This window comes from Paenibacillus terricola (genome assembly GCF_014779765.1).
GTDB classification, from domain to species: Bacteria; Bacillota; Bacilli; order Paenibacillales; family Paenibacillaceae; genus Paenibacillus_T; species Paenibacillus_T terricola.
The window spans coordinates 280500-296017 of the sequence record NZ_JACXZA010000006.1; the positions used below are offsets into that span (position 1 = coordinate 280500).

11 protein-coding genes are annotated in these 15518 nt (G+C 53.8%); 3 read left to right on the top strand and 8 right to left on the bottom strand.

The window, feature by feature from the left end:
* Window positions 1-103 precede the first annotated feature (103 nt).
* A complete protein-coding gene (locus tag H8B09_RS23015) occupies window positions 104-1414 on the top strand; it encodes a WD40/YVTN/BNR-like repeat-containing protein (protein ID WP_191205933.1) in 1311 nt (436 codons plus the stop codon).
* A 139-nt stretch (window positions 1415-1553) separates the two neighbouring features.
* Here the strand turns inward: H8B09_RS23015 and H8B09_RS23020 are convergent, their stop codons facing one another.
* Window positions 1554-2786 carry an MFS transporter gene (locus tag H8B09_RS23020; protein WP_191205934.1) on the bottom strand — a complete coding sequence of 411 codons (1233 nt, stop codon included), beginning with the start codon at window positions 2784-2786 and terminating at the stop codon, window positions 1554-1556.
* A 342-nt stretch (window positions 2787-3128) separates the two neighbouring features.
* Here H8B09_RS23020 and H8B09_RS23025 point away from each other — a divergent pair, with 342 nt between their 5' ends.
* The gene (locus H8B09_RS23025) at window positions 3129-4151 is read left to right on the top strand and encodes an NADH:flavin oxidoreductase/NADH oxidase (RefSeq protein WP_191205935.1); all 1023 of its coding nucleotides are present in this window, start codon (window positions 3129-3131) and stop codon (window positions 4149-4151) included.
* Between the two features lie 743 nt (window positions 4152-4894).
* Here the strand turns inward: H8B09_RS23025 and H8B09_RS23030 are convergent.
* A complete protein-coding gene (locus tag H8B09_RS23030; RefSeq protein WP_191205936.1) occupies window positions 4895-5731 on the bottom strand; it encodes a helix-turn-helix transcriptional regulator in 837 nt (278 codons plus the stop codon).
* A gap of 300 nt (window positions 5732-6031) precedes the next feature.
* On the opposite strand from H8B09_RS23030, the gene H8B09_RS23035 reads away from it, so the two are divergent.
* Window positions 6032-8131, top strand: coding sequence for a beta-galactosidase (locus tag H8B09_RS23035; protein WP_191205937.1), 2100 nt, complete (start codon window positions 6032-6034; stop codon window positions 8129-8131).
* Between the two features lie 595 nt (window positions 8132-8726).
* Here H8B09_RS23035 and H8B09_RS23040 read toward each other — a convergent pair.
* From H8B09_RS23040 to H8B09_RS23065, 6 genes are all read right to left on the bottom strand, one after another.
* Complete coding sequence (locus H8B09_RS23040; RefSeq protein WP_191205938.1) at window positions 8727-9269, bottom strand: hypothetical protein; 543 nt, start codon at window positions 9267-9269, stop codon at window positions 8727-8729.
* A 243-nt stretch (window positions 9270-9512) separates the two neighbouring features.
* On the bottom strand, window positions 9513-10604 hold the full coding sequence (locus H8B09_RS23045) for an ABC transporter substrate-binding protein (RefSeq protein WP_224753900.1): 1092 nt from the start codon (window positions 10602-10604) through the stop codon (window positions 9513-9515).
* Window positions 10605-10706: 102 nt separating this feature from the next.
* A complete protein-coding gene (gene yjfF, locus H8B09_RS23050) occupies window positions 10707-11687 on the bottom strand; it encodes a galactofuranose ABC transporter, permease protein YjfF (RefSeq protein WP_191205939.1) in 981 nt (326 codons plus the stop codon).
* Window positions 11680-12768, bottom strand: a complete 1089-nt coding sequence (locus tag H8B09_RS23055) for an ABC transporter permease (RefSeq protein ID WP_191205940.1) — start codon at window positions 12766-12768, stop codon at window positions 11680-11682. The genes yjfF and H8B09_RS23055 overlap by 8 nt, the downstream gene beginning before the upstream one ends.
* Entirely contained in the window at window positions 12765-14303 is a 1539-nt protein-coding gene (locus H8B09_RS23060) for a sugar ABC transporter ATP-binding protein (RefSeq protein ID WP_191205941.1), read from the bottom strand. The genes H8B09_RS23055 and H8B09_RS23060 overlap by 4 nt, the downstream gene beginning before the upstream one ends.
* A gap of 85 nt (window positions 14304-14388) precedes the next feature.
* Window positions 14389-15372: an ABC transporter substrate-binding protein gene (locus H8B09_RS23065; protein ID WP_318152712.1), complete on the bottom strand. Its 984-nt coding sequence runs from the start codon at window positions 15370-15372 to the stop codon at window positions 14389-14391.
* Window positions 15373-15518 lie beyond the last annotated feature (146 nt).

Sequence of the window (15518 nt, forward strand, 5' to 3'; positions counted from 1 at the left end):
TTTGACCTATTTTGCTGTCACAGGCGCAACCCTTCACCGCGTATTGTCGTCTATGTGCGTAAATAGCTTTTTATCTCGGCTTGTGAAAAAGGTGGTACGCATAATGAAAATGAAACGAGCATTCCGCACATCGCTGTTGTCGTTGACCATCGCCCTGTCTCTTATCGTATCGGCTTGCTCCAGTAATGGAGGCGCCGCTAATTCCTCTACATCCGACTCCAACTCGCCAGGTACGGTGCAGACGACACCGTCCAATGGGCAGTCGGATGGCGCATCCAATGGAGATGGTTCGTCCAATTCCGCTGACGATGGCCAATCAGCAGCCCCATCCTCCCCGTCGGGCTCTTCCGACACGGGGAATGGTGCTTCGCCCAATACGGCTGCTACTCCTGTCTCCACAGCTGTTCCGATTACCGAGGTGACCGCCCTGCGGCTTGCCGACGCGAAGGCCGGCTGGATTGGCGGCAGCGGACAGATTGCTTACACAAAGGATGGCGGTTCGCATTGGCAGCTGCAGTATCGCGGCTCAGCTAAAGTCCGTCAGATTTTCGCGCTGAACGCATCCAAAGTATGGGCCGTTCTTGGCAGTGATGAGAGCAAGTCATGGCGCATTATCCGCTCGACTGATGGCGGCGCTCACTGGAAAGATGCTGGCACCGTTCCAAGCGGATCTTTCCTCCACTTCACGAGCGATAAAGTAGGTTTTGCCGGCAGGTATATGACGAAGGACGGCGGCGCGACTTGGTCGAAACTTTCCGTGCCAAACTCGCTCATCGGTGAGGTTTATTATCATGATGCGGCTAACGGTTGGGCTGTACAGTCGGCTAAAGGCAAATACAACTTCCTCCACACTTCAGACGGCGGTGCAACATGGAAGACAGTCATGACGCGCAAGAGCGACGTTACGCCAACGGGCAGCGTGATTCGCTCCGCAGGCAAGAATGACGCTTGGATTGAGCTAATCGGCGACTCAGGCATGACGCAAACCTCTTATGCGTTGTTCCATACGACAGACGGCGGCGCGAACTGGTTGCCTGCCATTGTCCATAACACAGCTGGCGCAGGTCCTGCTCCTGGTTTCACGAATGAGGATACGAGCTACTTCAGCGGCAATAGCGGCGGACCGGGCGAACTGTACGTTGTCAATTCTCAGACGGCCTTTATGGGCGGACGGTGCATGGCTTGCGACAATGCCAATTCGATCATGGAGACGACCGATGGCGGCAAAAGCTGGGCGGTTCGCAAAACTGAATTCGCCGGCTACGGTCAGCAGTTGATTGCTGCAGCAGACGCCAAGCATGCATGGCTGATTACGAATGATTATTCTGCCGCTTCCGTTCTGTATACGACTGTTGATGGCGGCAAGAAATTCAACACGATTCATAAGTTTGCGAAGCCAAAGACGGCGCAGTAAACGACGTATAACAGCCTATCAAGAGGTCCCATTGTACGGAGTGCAATGGAGAGGTAACAACAAAAAAAAACGTCCGCATGCGGCTCTTAGAGAGCCATATGCGGACGTTTTATTTTTTGTAAAACACATTACCCTATCTTCAAACTTTGCTTCGATCACCAGGCAGCAGGAATGCAAGCAGCCCAAGCAATGGCAGGAAGCTTGCAAAGGTCATCATGTCAGCGCGGCCCATCACAATCGACAGCTTGCCAAGTGCTACAGCGCCAACTGCGCCCATACCGAAGGCGAGCCCCGTTATGAGGCCGGAAGCCATGCCGATATTACCGGGCAGCAGCTGCTGCGCGTAGACAACGGTGACGGAGAAGCCCGATTGCAGAATAAGACCTGTTATGAAGATGACCGGATAAATCCAAAATTGCGGTAGATGCGGAAGAATGAGTGCGAATGGTGCAGCGCCAGCGACGGACAACACGATCATTTTCTTCAAACCGATCTTATCTGCCAGAACGCCTCCGAAGAAGGTGCCGATGACGCCAGCCGCCATATACAAGAACACAGGAATCTGCGCCGCTTTCTTCGACAGGCCATACTCATCCTCTGCGAAGAATTGATAAAACGTCGAGATGCCCGAGAAGTACCAGGAACGAGCGAATACGATCAACACGAGCAGCGTCAGCGCAATGATAACCTTTTGTTTCGTCGGAGCAAGCGAGGATATTGGAGAAGCCGGCGCTCCTCCGTTCGCTCGACGCTGAGGTTTGCCATGCGTATTCAGCTGTGTGCGATACCAAGGCGCAACGCGCGCAAGAAGCACGATAGCTGTAGCGGCAATAATTGTGCCCCAAATCGCACCATGCTGCCCGAGCGGGATGAAAATGAAGATCGTCATGAGCGGCGCAAGCATCTGACCGAAGTTGCCGCCTACTTGATAAATCGACTGAGCTAATCCTTTACGGCCGCCTGCGGCAAAATGCACGACCCGCGAACCTTCCGGATGGAATACTGCGGAGCCAAGACCAATCAATACGACGCCGCCAAGCAGCGTCCAGAAACTCGGCGCATAGGCGAGGATGATCATCCCGATCAAACTTAGCGCCATGCCTACAGGAAGCATGAACGGCATCGGTCTGCGATCCGAGAATTGTCCGACAAGCGGCTGCATGACCGATGACGTCATATTAAGCGTAAACACGATCCAACCAAGCTGGATATCATTGAGCGTCAGAGAATCTTTAATAACAGGGAATAATGCCGTTACGACAGCTTGCATCGCATCGTTCAACAGATGAGAGGCGCTAATTGCGATAAGAATTGAATAAACGGTAGCATTGCCTATCGCCCGTATTCGTCCGGCATCGGCAGTGTGTGACATGTGAGCATCTCCTTCTCGACCAGTTCCAGATATGGATATTTGCAGGGTTCGTTCGTACGGTTCCTTTGTTCTTGGACGATAACACAGGTAATCGATGATGACAACTATATAAAATAGCGGTCACGTACTAAAAGAAAGTAAATGCGCTATACACCTAAAAGTTTATCGGTCATAATGGAAATGAGAATACCTTATTGGAGGCTTCTCCGCTTCTGTAGTGAACGCTTCGTATCGTATGCGGCGATGATTCGAGGCAGTAAGCTCACCTACAAGGCTGTTTTTGTTAACTTCAACTCTCGTACTGATTAACAACAAATAGACAAAGTGGAGGTATTCTATACAATGACTCTTTCCTTGGCAACACCTTTTGAACTGGGCGCATTGAAGCTGAACAATCGTATCGTCATGCCGCCCATGTGCCAATACTCCGCAGTAGGCAAAGATGGCATGCCAACCGACTGGCATTACGTACATTACGTATCCCGCGCGGTCGGCGGCACCGGCCTTATTATTATCGAAATGACCAACATCGAGCCGGACGGACGGATCTCGGACCAATGCCTCGGTCTCTGGTCAGACGAGCACACCCCTGCTTTCGCTCGCATGGTCGAGGGCATGCAGCAGCATGGCTCGAAGGTCTCGATCCAGATTGCGCATGCCGGTCGCAAGTCAACTTGCGCGGAAGTGCCGGTCAGTTCATCGAATCAAGCGTTCAGCGAGCAATACAAGCAGCCGCGCGCTTTGACGACCGATGAGGTTAAACGGACGGTGGAGAAATTCCGTGATGCTGCTGTTCGTGCGGTCAAAGCGGGTGTCGATTCCATCCAACTGCACGGTGCGCACGGTTATCTTATTCACCAATTTCACTCGCCAAGCATCAACAACCGGACGGATGAATACGGTGAGGATCCAACCCGCTTCGGCGTAGAAGTGATTCAAGCGGTGCGAAGCGCAATTCCATCGAGCATCAATCTGCAAATCCGTGTATCTGCAGTTGATTACGGTGTTGGTGGATATGATGTGAACTACGGTATTGAGGTCTGCCGCAAATACGCCGAAGCAGGCGTCGACCTGCTCGATATCTCGACGGGCGGCGGTGTATCCGTCAATGCGCTGCCGCCAAACATCGGCCCAGGCTACCAGCTTCCGGTTGCCCGTGCGGTGAAGCAAGCACTGGACCTGCCGATTATTGCTGTCGGTCTGCTCGATGAGCCAAAGCTTGCGCACGCAGCACTCATTAACGGTGACTGCGATCTGGTCGCAGTCGGACGCGGCATGCTCCGCGATCCATATTGGGCGCTTCATGCGCTGCAAGCTACTGGCAAGAAGCCGGCGCCGCCGAAAGCGTATGAACGCGGGTACTGAGGTCACCCGCCTAATACCTCCCTACAGGGAGGTTTCAAGGGAGACCCCTTGGACCCCGTTTATTTACACCAGTAGGAGGTTTCCATGGGCTTCGCCCCTGGGGCCTCTTTGATTTTTCTACCCACCCAAACCCTCCCTGCAAGGGAGGGCCCCAAAGGTCGTGTGACCTCTGGACTCCTCACAAGGACGATCTTTTGGTCTGGTTAGATCGTATGCCCGCATTTGCCGCTTCCAGCGGCAAAGCTATAGTTCGGATGAATCTAGATACAGTCTTTCGTCCACGCCCCATGTTCTTTCGTAGCACAAGTCACCGCCCATTGAAGATACATTTGATTATCAGCAACATTTAAGAGGTATAGACCGAGCTTGGGGTCGCGTGCCTTGTCGACACAGCTTTTGTTCGAGCTTACTAATATGTTGTAGTTCCAAACAGAAAAGGCGTTGTCTCAGCAACTGAGCAACGCTTTTTCTGGTTCAAGTTGCGTGAGCGGAGGATGTCTGACGCGAACGACCATTCCCCCCTAAAAAGGGAATGAGTCGCGCCTACTTCAGCGGAGAGGGCAGCATCATTCTGGAGAAGCGTCTAAGTTTATGCTTCCGATGCAGCTTTCCATTGGAAAGCTTTTAGCTCGCCTTTGTCAACCGGATTGTATCCGATAGAGGATCTATACAATCAAGACAATCTGGGACAACAGCGATCGGAAGAATGATCTGCCATCGGAGCGGTCGCAACAGCTGCTCATTCATCGGCCGCTGTCGAAGAGGCGGCGATATTGGTCGGGCGTCATGCCTTCTGCTTCGCGGAATTTGCGGATGAAGTAGCTGCTTTGTCCGAAGCCTGCTTCGATGGCGATCTGCTTGACCGGTCGGCTCGTGGACAGCAGCATCCGCTTGGCCTCCGTCAAGCGGCTTTCCGTCAGGAACTCCACTGGCGTCTTGCCCGTTGTCTGACGGAACAGTCGGCAGAAGTGCGCCGTGCTGTATCCTGACGATTCCGCTAGCTCCGCAATCGTTAGCGGCTCGACGCAACGCATACGTATCAGCTCCGCTGCAGTTCGAATCCGCTCTTGTGCGCTTCTCAGAAGCGGATTGTCGAGCCCAACGCCATGCTCACGAATCGTGAGCAGCAGCTCATACAGCAGCGCCGAAATATGCGCTTCATCCTCCTTGGTCGACTCCTTGCACGCATCCTTCAACTGCTCGAACAGCCGCTTGAGCTTGTCCTCCGCAGTAAACGAGAACAGCCATACGTCCTCCCCATCCCGCATCAGATCCGCCCAAGGCATCGCTTCATAATGTACCCAGTGTATATCCCATGGATTAGCGGCAGATGCTCCATATTGCTGCGCGGCGCCTGGCCGATACAGAAATCCGTCCCCTTGACGAAGCGTATACCGCTTGCCCCGATAGTCAAGCCAGCCCTCGCCGCTAAAAATAAGATGCAAATTATAATATCCGAACTGTCCGCCCTGCCGTTCACATGAATGATGCGGCGCTTCCGCATAATGCCCAACCGATTCCGGATAACATACATAGCTCGGCTGGAACGGGCGGCGCATGAACAGATGCTCCCAGATCATGACCTGCTTCTCCTTTCTCTCTCGATGTCATTTGAGCGACATCTACAACTGCCAACTGATCAACTTCGTTATATGAATATCAAAATCGTATTATTTCATCGTCTTTACCCAATATCTATAATAAAATTAAAGGCATTTAAATAGCAAAATAATAATATGGAACATCTTGGGCGTATGCTTGCGAAGCTATTTCGCTTCGCAAGACTGTAAGTCGCTCCTCTTCGATAAGCCTCAATGAAGGTTAACACAGGCAGTAGGATCGAAGATGAAAGCATATTACTTTTAGGAGGATGACATATCATGGAGAAAGCATTGCATTCGCGCAATGTGCTGCTCGGCGTCTGCTACTACCCGGAGCATTGGCCGGAGACAATGTGGGAGGACGACTTCCGCCGCATGAAGGAGCTGGGCCTCGAGTACGTCCGCATGGCCGAATTCGGCTGGGCATTGATGGAGCCGGAGGAAGGCGTATTCGACTTCTCGCTGTTTGACCGTGCTTTTGCGCTTGCGCATCGACATGGTCTGAACATTATCGTCGGCACGCCAACGGCTACGCCGCCCGCATGGCTGACACACCGTTACCCGGAGACGCTCAATGTGCAAGCGAACGGCATTTCCTATGAGCACGGATCACGCCGCCATTATACGTATAATTCGCCCAAATACCGCGAGCTGTCCGCACGAATCGTGCAGCGGATGGCAGAGCACTTCGCCGATCATCCCGGCATCGTCGGTTGGCAGCTCGATAACGAATTCAACTGCGAAGTATTCGAGTTCTACTCTGCTGCCGATCACGCAGCGTTCCGCGAATGGCTCCAAGCCAAATACGGTACGCTGGATGCACTCAACGAAGCGTGGGGCACCGTATTCTGGAGCCAGACGTACACCGCTTGGGAGCAAGTGCATTTGACGCGGAACGTACCGAGCGAGAGTCCGAACCCGCATCTGAAGCTAGATGAGAAACGATTCTTCTCCGACAGCGTTATCTCTTATGCACAAATGCAAGCCGATATCGTTCGGGCAGCAGCGCCTCGCCATTGGGTGACGACGAACGGTCTGTTCGGCCATCTCGATTCGCATCAACTGACGAATGACATGCTCGACTTCATCTCTTACGACAGCTACCCGATGTTTGGCCGCATGTTCCCAGATGGCGGCGAGCAGCCTCTGCTCGATCGGCGTTTCAGTATGTCGCTGTCGACGGTACGCTCGATCTCGCCCAACTTCTGCATTATGGAGCAGCAGTCCGGTCCAGGCGGCTGGGTGAACCGAATCGAACAGCCGTCGCCGAAGCCTGGTCAACTACGGCTGTGGACCTACCAATCGATCGCGCATGGCGCGGATCTGGTGGTCTACTTCCGCTGGCGCACGGCAACGTTCGGGACCGAAATGTATTGGCACGGCCTGCACAACTGGGATAACCGTCCGAACCGCCGCACGCGCGAGGTTAAGAAAATCGCCGAAGAGCTGCGCAGCGCTGGACAAGCAATCGCTGGCAGCCGTTATGAGGCTGATGTTGCGATCCTGCGCGACTATGATAACGAATGGGACGGCGAGTTCGATAAGTGGCATGGCGGTTATGAATGGACAAGCACACTCTCATGGTACAAGCGACTGCAGCGGCGTCACATTCCAAGCGACATGCTGTTCGTGAACGAACAAACAACGCTGGAGCAGTTGAGCCGTTATCAGACGCTTATCTATCCGCATCCGACGATTATGCGTGAGGAGACTGCCAAGCTGCTGGAAGCTTACGTACAAGGCGGCGGCAATTTAATTATTGGCTGCCGCAGCGGCTATAAGGATGAAACAGGACGCTGCCGGATGACGCCAATGCCAGGACCGCTTGCTCCGCTGTGCGGCGTTACGGTCGAGGACTTCACGCGTGAAGAGCCAGATGGCAGCAGCCCAGGCTTTACACTGTCAGAGGACGCGTTCAATACATTCGCGGCCTTCTCCACGAACGGCTTCGCCGAGACGCTTGCCGTCACTTCGCCAGATGCAATCGTGCTTGGCCGTTACGATAACAGCAGCTACATGAACGGCGAGCCTGCACTCGTCGAGAATCGCAGTGGCGAAGGACGGACGATTTACTTCGGCGGCGTGTTCTCGGACGCGCTAGTGGATCAGTTGATTGATCGACTCGAAATAACATCTCCTGCCGCAGACCAACTGGAGCTTCCTGAATCCATCGAACTGACTGTTCGGGTTCATGATAAACCCATCTTCGAAGGCCAAGAAAATGGACTGCGCGTCCACTTCTTGCTGAACTACAACGGCAGCTCAGAAACCATTAAGCTGAGCTGTGGCGCAACCGACCTGCTGACCGGCCAACGGTTCGTTAAAGGCGCGGCCGTGCTTGATCCATACGCAGTGCTTGCGCTCGTATTCGACGAATAGCCACATCGTAGGATCGACCGCCATAACTAAAACAAGGCCCCGCTTCTCCTGCTCGTTAACAGGAGAGACGGGGCTGTTTTCGTTGGTTCATATTTATACGATTTTTCACACAAATGCGTAAAGTGAAAATGAGGGACGTTGCTCACCTGTTTTGTATGATTTTTCATACAAAACCCTGTTGACTTCATGTGACCTCTGGGACTTTGTATGATTTATCGTACAAAATTCAGCTAGAAGACATCTGTCAGCTCATCTTTATACGATTTTTCATACAAATCGTAGAGTGAGGGACGTTGCTCACCTGTTATGTATGATTTTTCGTACAAAACCCTGCTGACTTCATGCGACCTCTGGGACTTTGTATGATTTTTCATACAAAATCCCGGCTTGAAGACGGCCATTGGTTCTTATTAATACGATTTTATCGTGACGGCGCTGCGGCGGGGCATGGTGAAGTAGCAGCAACTACACGCTTGCAGGCATTTCAGTTGTCGTTTCCCCTTCAGCGGATACTGACCGACTGTAGAAAAAACAAAAATCCCTGAAGCCGCGTCCTCGCAGCATCAGGGATTTCATTGTTTCACATGTGTGAAGCTTAATATTTGCGACGATAATCGTCATCGTCGCCCGTCGATTTCTGCAGCAGGATCATCAGTCCGCCTAGCACGATAAGCGAAGCGGTCAGTCCTTGCAGCCCGTTGAATGGTGCAATTGCGGTAATCGACAGCAATGCGAAGAAGATCACCGCTGCGCCGCCGAGCACGAATACCGGAAGCAGCAGCCAGAAGCCGCGATAGCCGAACAGGTAGAACTCGAACAAGCCGAACGCGACTGCGAGCAAGAAACCAGGCCAGACAGTTGACCATGCATCGAACAACATGCCCGCTTGGCACGTCAAGCCGGTGACGAGCAGAATGCCACCCGGAATGAGGAGGCCTGATGCAGGCTTAGATCTCTTGTACAAATACGCCACGTGGAAGAAGATGCCCAGCGGCAGAATGAACAGCGTCGGCCAGAAGTATGTGATAATGCTGCCGCCATTGGCATACGAGCGTCCATCTCCGGTCTGCGCCTGAATGAGCAGCCAGATGATGCCCGCCGCAACAGCAATCACACCGTAATTGCGCCGCATTGTCATTAGGTTATCCCCCTTAAAGTAATTTGCTTGCGTTAGCAAACCCTCAAATGTAGAACTTTTACCTCACTGACGTTAGCGTACCACCGACACTTGGCCGTGTAAATGACTCTGGACCAAAACCCGACCTAAGTCGGGAACCATCTCAGTCCTGAGACAAAACGCCTCAGTCCGCACGACCGAGCGCTCCTCATCTAATAGGATGAATATGCCTTTCCAGCACCTCTCCGCTCCTGGTTCCGACCATCAATACTGTCGGTTGGCCACTTCATCCTTGGCCATCGTCTCGGTGAACACACTCTCCGGCGTCGAGATCCGCTTCGGCAACTGCCGACCCTCTGCCAGCTCCTTGACCGCCTGCATCAGAATCGGGCCGAGCAGCGGATTGCACTCGACGATGCAGTTGATTTTGCCAGCGGCCATCATCTCGAAGCCTGCCTTGGTGCCATCCACCGATATAATAATGATGTCCTTCCCAGGGCGAAGGCCATACTCTTCGATCGCTTCAACCGCACCAAGCGCCATGTCATCATTATGCGCATACAGCACCTTGATGTTCGCGCCCTCCTCCTCGAGGAATCGGCGCATCGTCTCCTTGCCCTTCTCGAACGTGAAATCGGCTGCTTCGCTGCGAAGGAAGACGACATTCGCATTCTTCTTCTCGATCTGGTCGCGGAACCCTTTGCCCCGTTCGATCGATGGGGACGAGCCTTCCGTGCCTCTAAGCTCGACAAGGCCAACAGGACCGGTCATGCCGCGGATTTTGTCCACGAGATACTTGCCCGCCTTCTGCCCTTCTTCATAGAAGTCCGAGCCAATGAAGGAGACGTACAGCGACGGATCGCTTACATTCGCATTACGATCCGAGATAATGACGGGGATGCCTGCATCCTTCGCTTCCTTCAGCACCGGCTCCCAGCCTGTCTCGATCACCGGCGCTATCGCAATCACATCCACCTTGCGCTGGATGAAGGAGCGCACTGCCTCGATCTGCTTCTGCTGCGATTGATCCGCATTGTCGAACAACAGATCAATGCCAGCTTCTGAAGCGGCTTCCTTGATCGATCTCGTATTCGCATTCCGCCAGTCGCTCTCCGTACCAAGCTGCGAGAAACCAAGCACGAGCGGCCGCTGCACAGCAGGCGGTGTTGCATCCCCCGTCTCCGACAGACCATTCGGCTGCAGCACAGCCGAATCCGAAATAACCCCCCTAGAATCCGTGCTCGTCTTCGGGTCGCCTGCCTGACAACCAGCCAACACAGGCAGCAGTATAAACAGCGCAATGAGCATCACGAATGGAAAACGCACTTGCAGCGCTGGCACCGCCAAGTGTCGCATGTTGAATCCCCCTTTACACTCCAGCGGCGGACGATGCTGGGCACCGTCCGCCGACAAATCCACTGCCTATATCGTTCGCTTCTCTCTCTATTAATTCCTGCCTTACGCCATCTTCTCGACGCTGCCTGTTTTGCGGTCACTGCGCATCGTGAACAACCGCTGCAACACGATGAAAGCAAACAGAAGCACGCCGATAATGATACGCGTCCACCATGAGCTGAGCGTACCTTGGAACACGATCAGCGTCTGAATGACACCGTAGATCATCACGCCTGCGAACGTGCCGAATACATAGCCGACACCACCCGTGAGCAGCGTGCCGCCGATGACAGTAGCCGCGATTGCATCAAGCTCTAGCCCTACCGCATGCAAGCCATAACCAGACAACATGTAGAACGTGAATACGACGCCGCCGAGCGCAGAGCAGAAGCCGCTGAACATGTACACCATGATCTTCGTGCGTGCGACTGGCAAACCCATAAGCAGAGCCGACTGCTCGCTGCCGCCAATCGCATAGGTCGTCCGTCCGAACCGCGTATAGTGCGCAATATAAATGGCGAGTGCAAGCACGACCAATGCGATAATAACGCTTGGCGATACGAAATTATCACCGAAACGAATCTTCGTCTGCGCCATATCGGTGTAGAAGCCATTGTTAATCGTAATCGTGTTGATGCTGATCACATAACATAGGCCCCGCGCGAGAAACATCCCCGCCAGTGTCACAATGAACGGCTGTATTTTGAAATAATGAATGAGCGCCCCCATTGCAGCACCGAACAGCGAACCAACTGCAAGCACGAACGGAATGACCGCCCATGCCGGCCAACCACCCTGCTGCAGCAAGCCTGCGGACATCATCGTCGTCAGCGCAACCATCGAGCCGACTGACAGGTCAATGCCGCCAGAGACGATAACGAACGTCATGCCGATCGCCACGATAAGCAAGAACGCATTATCGATCAGCAGATTCAACAACACTTGCATGGAGAAAAATCCGGTATAACGGAATGAGCCCATCATGAACATGAGGACGAATAAAGCAATAGTAGCCGCCACCGGCAGATGCTGTCGCTTAAGCATGACGCGTTACCTCCCGCTCTGCTGGATAACGCCGCGTTTTCCACCGGCTAATGATCGCTTTACGGAATGACTCGGACTGGATGAGACATACCGCAAGAACGACGACTGCCTTCACAACCAGCGTTACCTCCGGTCTTACGCCAACGGAATAGATGGTTGTCGTCAGCGTCTGAATCATCAAGGCGCCAACAATGGTGCCGGTCAGATAGAACCGTCCACCCGTCAACGAAGTCCCGCCGATTACGACGGCGAGGATGGCATCAAGCTCGATCCATAGACCTGCGTTATTGCCGTCCGCGCTCGCAACGTTGCCGCTCAGAATCAGTCCTGCAACACCCGCACACAGACCGCAGAACATGTAGACGATGATCATAACCGTCTTCGCCCGAATGCCAGCCAGACGGCTCGCTTCCGGATTACAGCCAACCGATTCGATGTATAAGCCAAGTGCGGTACGACGGGTCAGCAGCGCCGAGATCGCGAATACGATCGCAACGAGGAAGATCGAGAAAGGCAGTCCCGCAAGCGAGCCCGCTCCGATATATTGATACGGCGTGCTCGACACCGTAATGATTTGCCCGTCTGTAATAAGCTGCGCGATGCCGCGTCCCGCCACCATGAGAATAAGCGTCGCGATAATCGGCTGAATGCCGGTAATGGATACGAGCAGACCGTTCCAAAGGCCAAGCGCAACCGACAGGACAAGCGCCATCACAATAGCGTAGAGGACAAGGGATAACGCGTTCTGATCCGAGCCTTTGCTGATCATCTGACATGCAAGCGCACCTGCAATAGCGACCACCGAGCCGACCGACAGGTCGATGCCGCGCGTGGCGATAACCGTCGTCATGCCGATTGCGACGAGCATGAGCGGCGCACCGAAGTTCAGAATATCGATTAAGCTGCCATAAAGATGTCCTTCCCGTACAACCACTTTGAAGAAAGACGGCGAATAGAACAAATTAAACAACAACAATGCGATCCACAACGCCAGCGGCCAGAACAAATGATGCTTATAGGCACGGCTCAGCAAGCTGGACTGACTGCCTGACGAATAACGCCCTTTCGAATCCGCGGTCATGCTCCTTCACCTCCTGCGATTGCTTTCATGATGCGCTGCTCATCCATCTCATCCTTGTCGATCTCCTCGACCTTCACCCGATCGCGAAGCACCGCAATGCGGTCACTTACCCGCAGTACTTCCTCGAGCTCGGACGATACATAGAGCACCGACATTCCTTCCTCGCGTGACAGCGTCAGCACGAGCCGCTGTATCTCTGCCTTGGCCCCAATGTCAATGCCACGCGTTGGCTCGTCGAGAATGAGCAGCTTCGGCTGGGTCAGCAGCCATCTGCCGAGAATGACCTTCTGCTGATTGCCGCCGCTCAAATTCTTCACGAGCTGCTCCGGGTTCGGCGGATGAATATTAAGCGTCCTAATATATTCGTCTGCAATCTCGTTCTGCCGCTTACGCGAAATCGTCTTGAACCAGCCGCGCGTCGCCTGCAGCGCCACGACAATGTTCTCGCGAACGGTCAAATCTTCGATAATGCCTTCTGTCTTCCGGTTCTCCGGACAAAAGGCCAAGCCTGCATCGATCGCGCTGCGAGGCGAATGAACGCCGCCCTTGCCCGCACCTTCCACCTGCAGCTTGCCTTGATCAGCGCGGTCGGCGCCATACAACAATCTCGCAAGCTCCGTCCGGCCTGAGCCGAGCAGCCCTGCAAGGCCGACAACTTCTCCGCGGCCGATCGATAGATTGAACGGCTCGATCGCCCCTTTGCGGCCGAGACCGCTTGCTGCTACGATCGCGCTCTGGGTATCCGATGCGCGCGTTTCGCCTGCCGTCTTCGGCAGCTCGTCTAACATCGTCAGCTCCTTGCCGATCATGCGGGACACAAGCTCCAGTCGAGGCAGCTCAGACGCCTTATATTCTGCAATTAACTCTCCGCCGCGCAAAATCGTAATCCGATCCGATATCTCGTACACTTGATCGATGAAGTGGGTAACGAAAAGAATGGCCATTCCTTCTCCGCGAAGCTTGCGCACAACTTCGAACAGTCTGGCCACCTCGCCGCGATCCAAGCTGGAAGTAGGCTCGTCAAGAATGAGCACTCTCGCTTGGATATCAATCGCTCTCGCGATAGCGACCAACTGTTGAATCGCGACCGGATACTCACTGAGCGGCAGCGTCACATCGACGCGAAGATGGAGCCGCTCTTCGAGCAGCTGTGAGGCGCGGCGGTTCATTTCCTTCCACTGGATTCGGCCGAAGCGGCGCGGCTCGCGGCCGATATAAATATTTTCCGCGACGGACAAGTTCGGACATAGATTAACCTCTTGATACACAGTGCTAATGCCTGCAGCCTGGGCCTCTTGCGGACTGTGCACGACGAGCCGTTTCCCTTCCATCTCAACCATGCCTTCGTCGATCGAATAGACGCCCGTCAATACCTTAATAAGAGTCGACTTGCCTGCTCCATTCTCCCCCATGAGCGCGTGTACTTCCCCGGGAAATAATCGAAAATCGACGCCAGACAACGCTCGCACACCGGGGAACCGTTTATGGATGCCTGTCAGCTTCAGGACAGGCTCTGTCACCGATTGTTGTGCCATTCCTGTTCCTCCTCTCTGCCGCAAGCAAAAACCGCTTCGTCCGATAAATCGTACCGAAGCGGCTTTCGCAAGTGGCTGTTAGCGATTAATATTTGCGGTCAGGCAGCGCTGCCTTCGCTTCTTCGGATGTGAACGTGCCTTCCTTCGTTACGATCCGTTTCTCGAGCGTTTTGCCGGCAACAACGTCACGTACAGCGTCCATCAACTGTGGTCCGAGGAGCGGATTGCACTCGACGATGAAGTTGATTTTGCCTTCGCTTGCAGCTTGAACGCCATCGTGAACAGCGTCGACGGAAATGATTTTGATATCAATGCCAGGCTTCAGACCTGCTGCTTCGATCGCTTGGATCGCGCCAAGCGCCATGTCGTCATTGTGAGCGTACAGTACGTCGATCTTCGGATTTGCTTTCAAGAACGCCTGCATAACTTCTTTACCTTTAGCACGCGTGAAGTCGCCCGTCTGGGAAGCGATGATTTTCAGATGGGAGTTGCCTTTGATCGCATCTTCGAAGCCTGCTTTGCGGTCGATTGCCGGAGCGGAGCCTGTCGTTCCTTGCAGCTCGACGATGTTTACGTCAGCCGATGCGTCTTTATATTGGTCAGCCAGCCATTGGCCTGCTTTCTTGCCTTCTTCGACGAAGTCGGAGCCGATGAACGTGACGTACAGCGATTCGTCCTTCGAGTCAACCGCACGGTCCGTCAGGATGACCGGAATGCCAGCGTCCTTCGCTTCTTTCAATACCGTATCCCAACCGGATTCAACGACTGGCGAGAATGCGATAACGTCAACCTTTTGCTGAATGAACGTACGAATGGCCTTGATTTGGTTCTCTTGCTTCTGCTGCGCGTCGGAGAATTTCAGATCGAAGCCCGCTTCTGCAGCCGAATCTTTAATCGAGTTCGTGTTCGCCGTACGCCAGCCGCTCTCCGCGCCTACCTGTGCGAAGCCTAGCGAGATGTCGCTTGCGCTCCCTGACGTTTTCTTGTCATCGCTCTTGCCGCAAGCCGTGGCAACCAGCATGAGCAGTGTCAGTGTGAGCAGTCCCCACATTTTGGTTCTTCTCTTCACGTTCAAATCCCCCTTAATAATCGGTCACCTAATTGGTGTGAGCTCATTATAGAACGCTTACATCACGCGATTATATGGGGATTCACGCGAGTTTCGTTCGTTTTTTTATGGAGTTGTGCGGACGTCCCCGAGCTGAAAAACTGATT

Bases quoted from the DNA above. Each gene is read 5' to 3' on its own strand.
- H8B09_RS23035 (WP_191205937.1), top strand. From the start codon at position 6,032: ATGGAGAAAGCATTGCATTCGCGCAATGTGCTGCTCGGCGTCTGCTAC.
- H8B09_RS23030 (WP_191205936.1), bottom strand. From the start codon at position 5,731: ATGATCTGGGAGCATCTGTTCATGCGCCGCCCGTTCCAGCCGAGCTAT.
- H8B09_RS23060 (WP_191205941.1), bottom strand. From the start codon at position 14,303: ATGGCACAACAATCGGTGACAGAGCCTGTCCTGAAGCTGACAGGCATC.
- H8B09_RS23015 (WP_191205933.1), top strand. From the start codon at position 104: ATGAAAATGAAACGAGCATTCCGCACATCGCTGTTGTCGTTGACCATC.
- yjfF (WP_191205939.1), bottom strand. From the start codon at position 11,687: ATGCTTAAGCGACAGCATCTGCCGGTGGCGGCTACTATTGCTTTATTC.
- H8B09_RS23045 (WP_224753900.1), bottom strand. From the start codon at position 10,604: ATGCGACACTTGGCGGTGCCAGCGCTGCAAGTGCGTTTTCCATTCGTG.
- H8B09_RS23025 (WP_191205935.1), top strand. From the start codon at position 3,129: ATGACTCTTTCCTTGGCAACACCTTTTGAACTGGGCGCATTGAAGCTG.
- H8B09_RS23055 (WP_191205940.1), bottom strand. From the start codon at position 12,768: ATGACCGCGGATTCGAAAGGGCGTTATTCGTCAGGCAGTCAGTCCAGC.
- H8B09_RS23040 (WP_191205938.1), bottom strand. From the start codon at position 9,269: ATGACAATGCGGCGCAATTACGGTGTGATTGCTGTTGCGGCGGGCATC.
- H8B09_RS23020 (WP_191205934.1), bottom strand. From the start codon at position 2,786: ATGTCACACACTGCCGATGCCGGACGAATACGGGCGATAGGCAATGCT.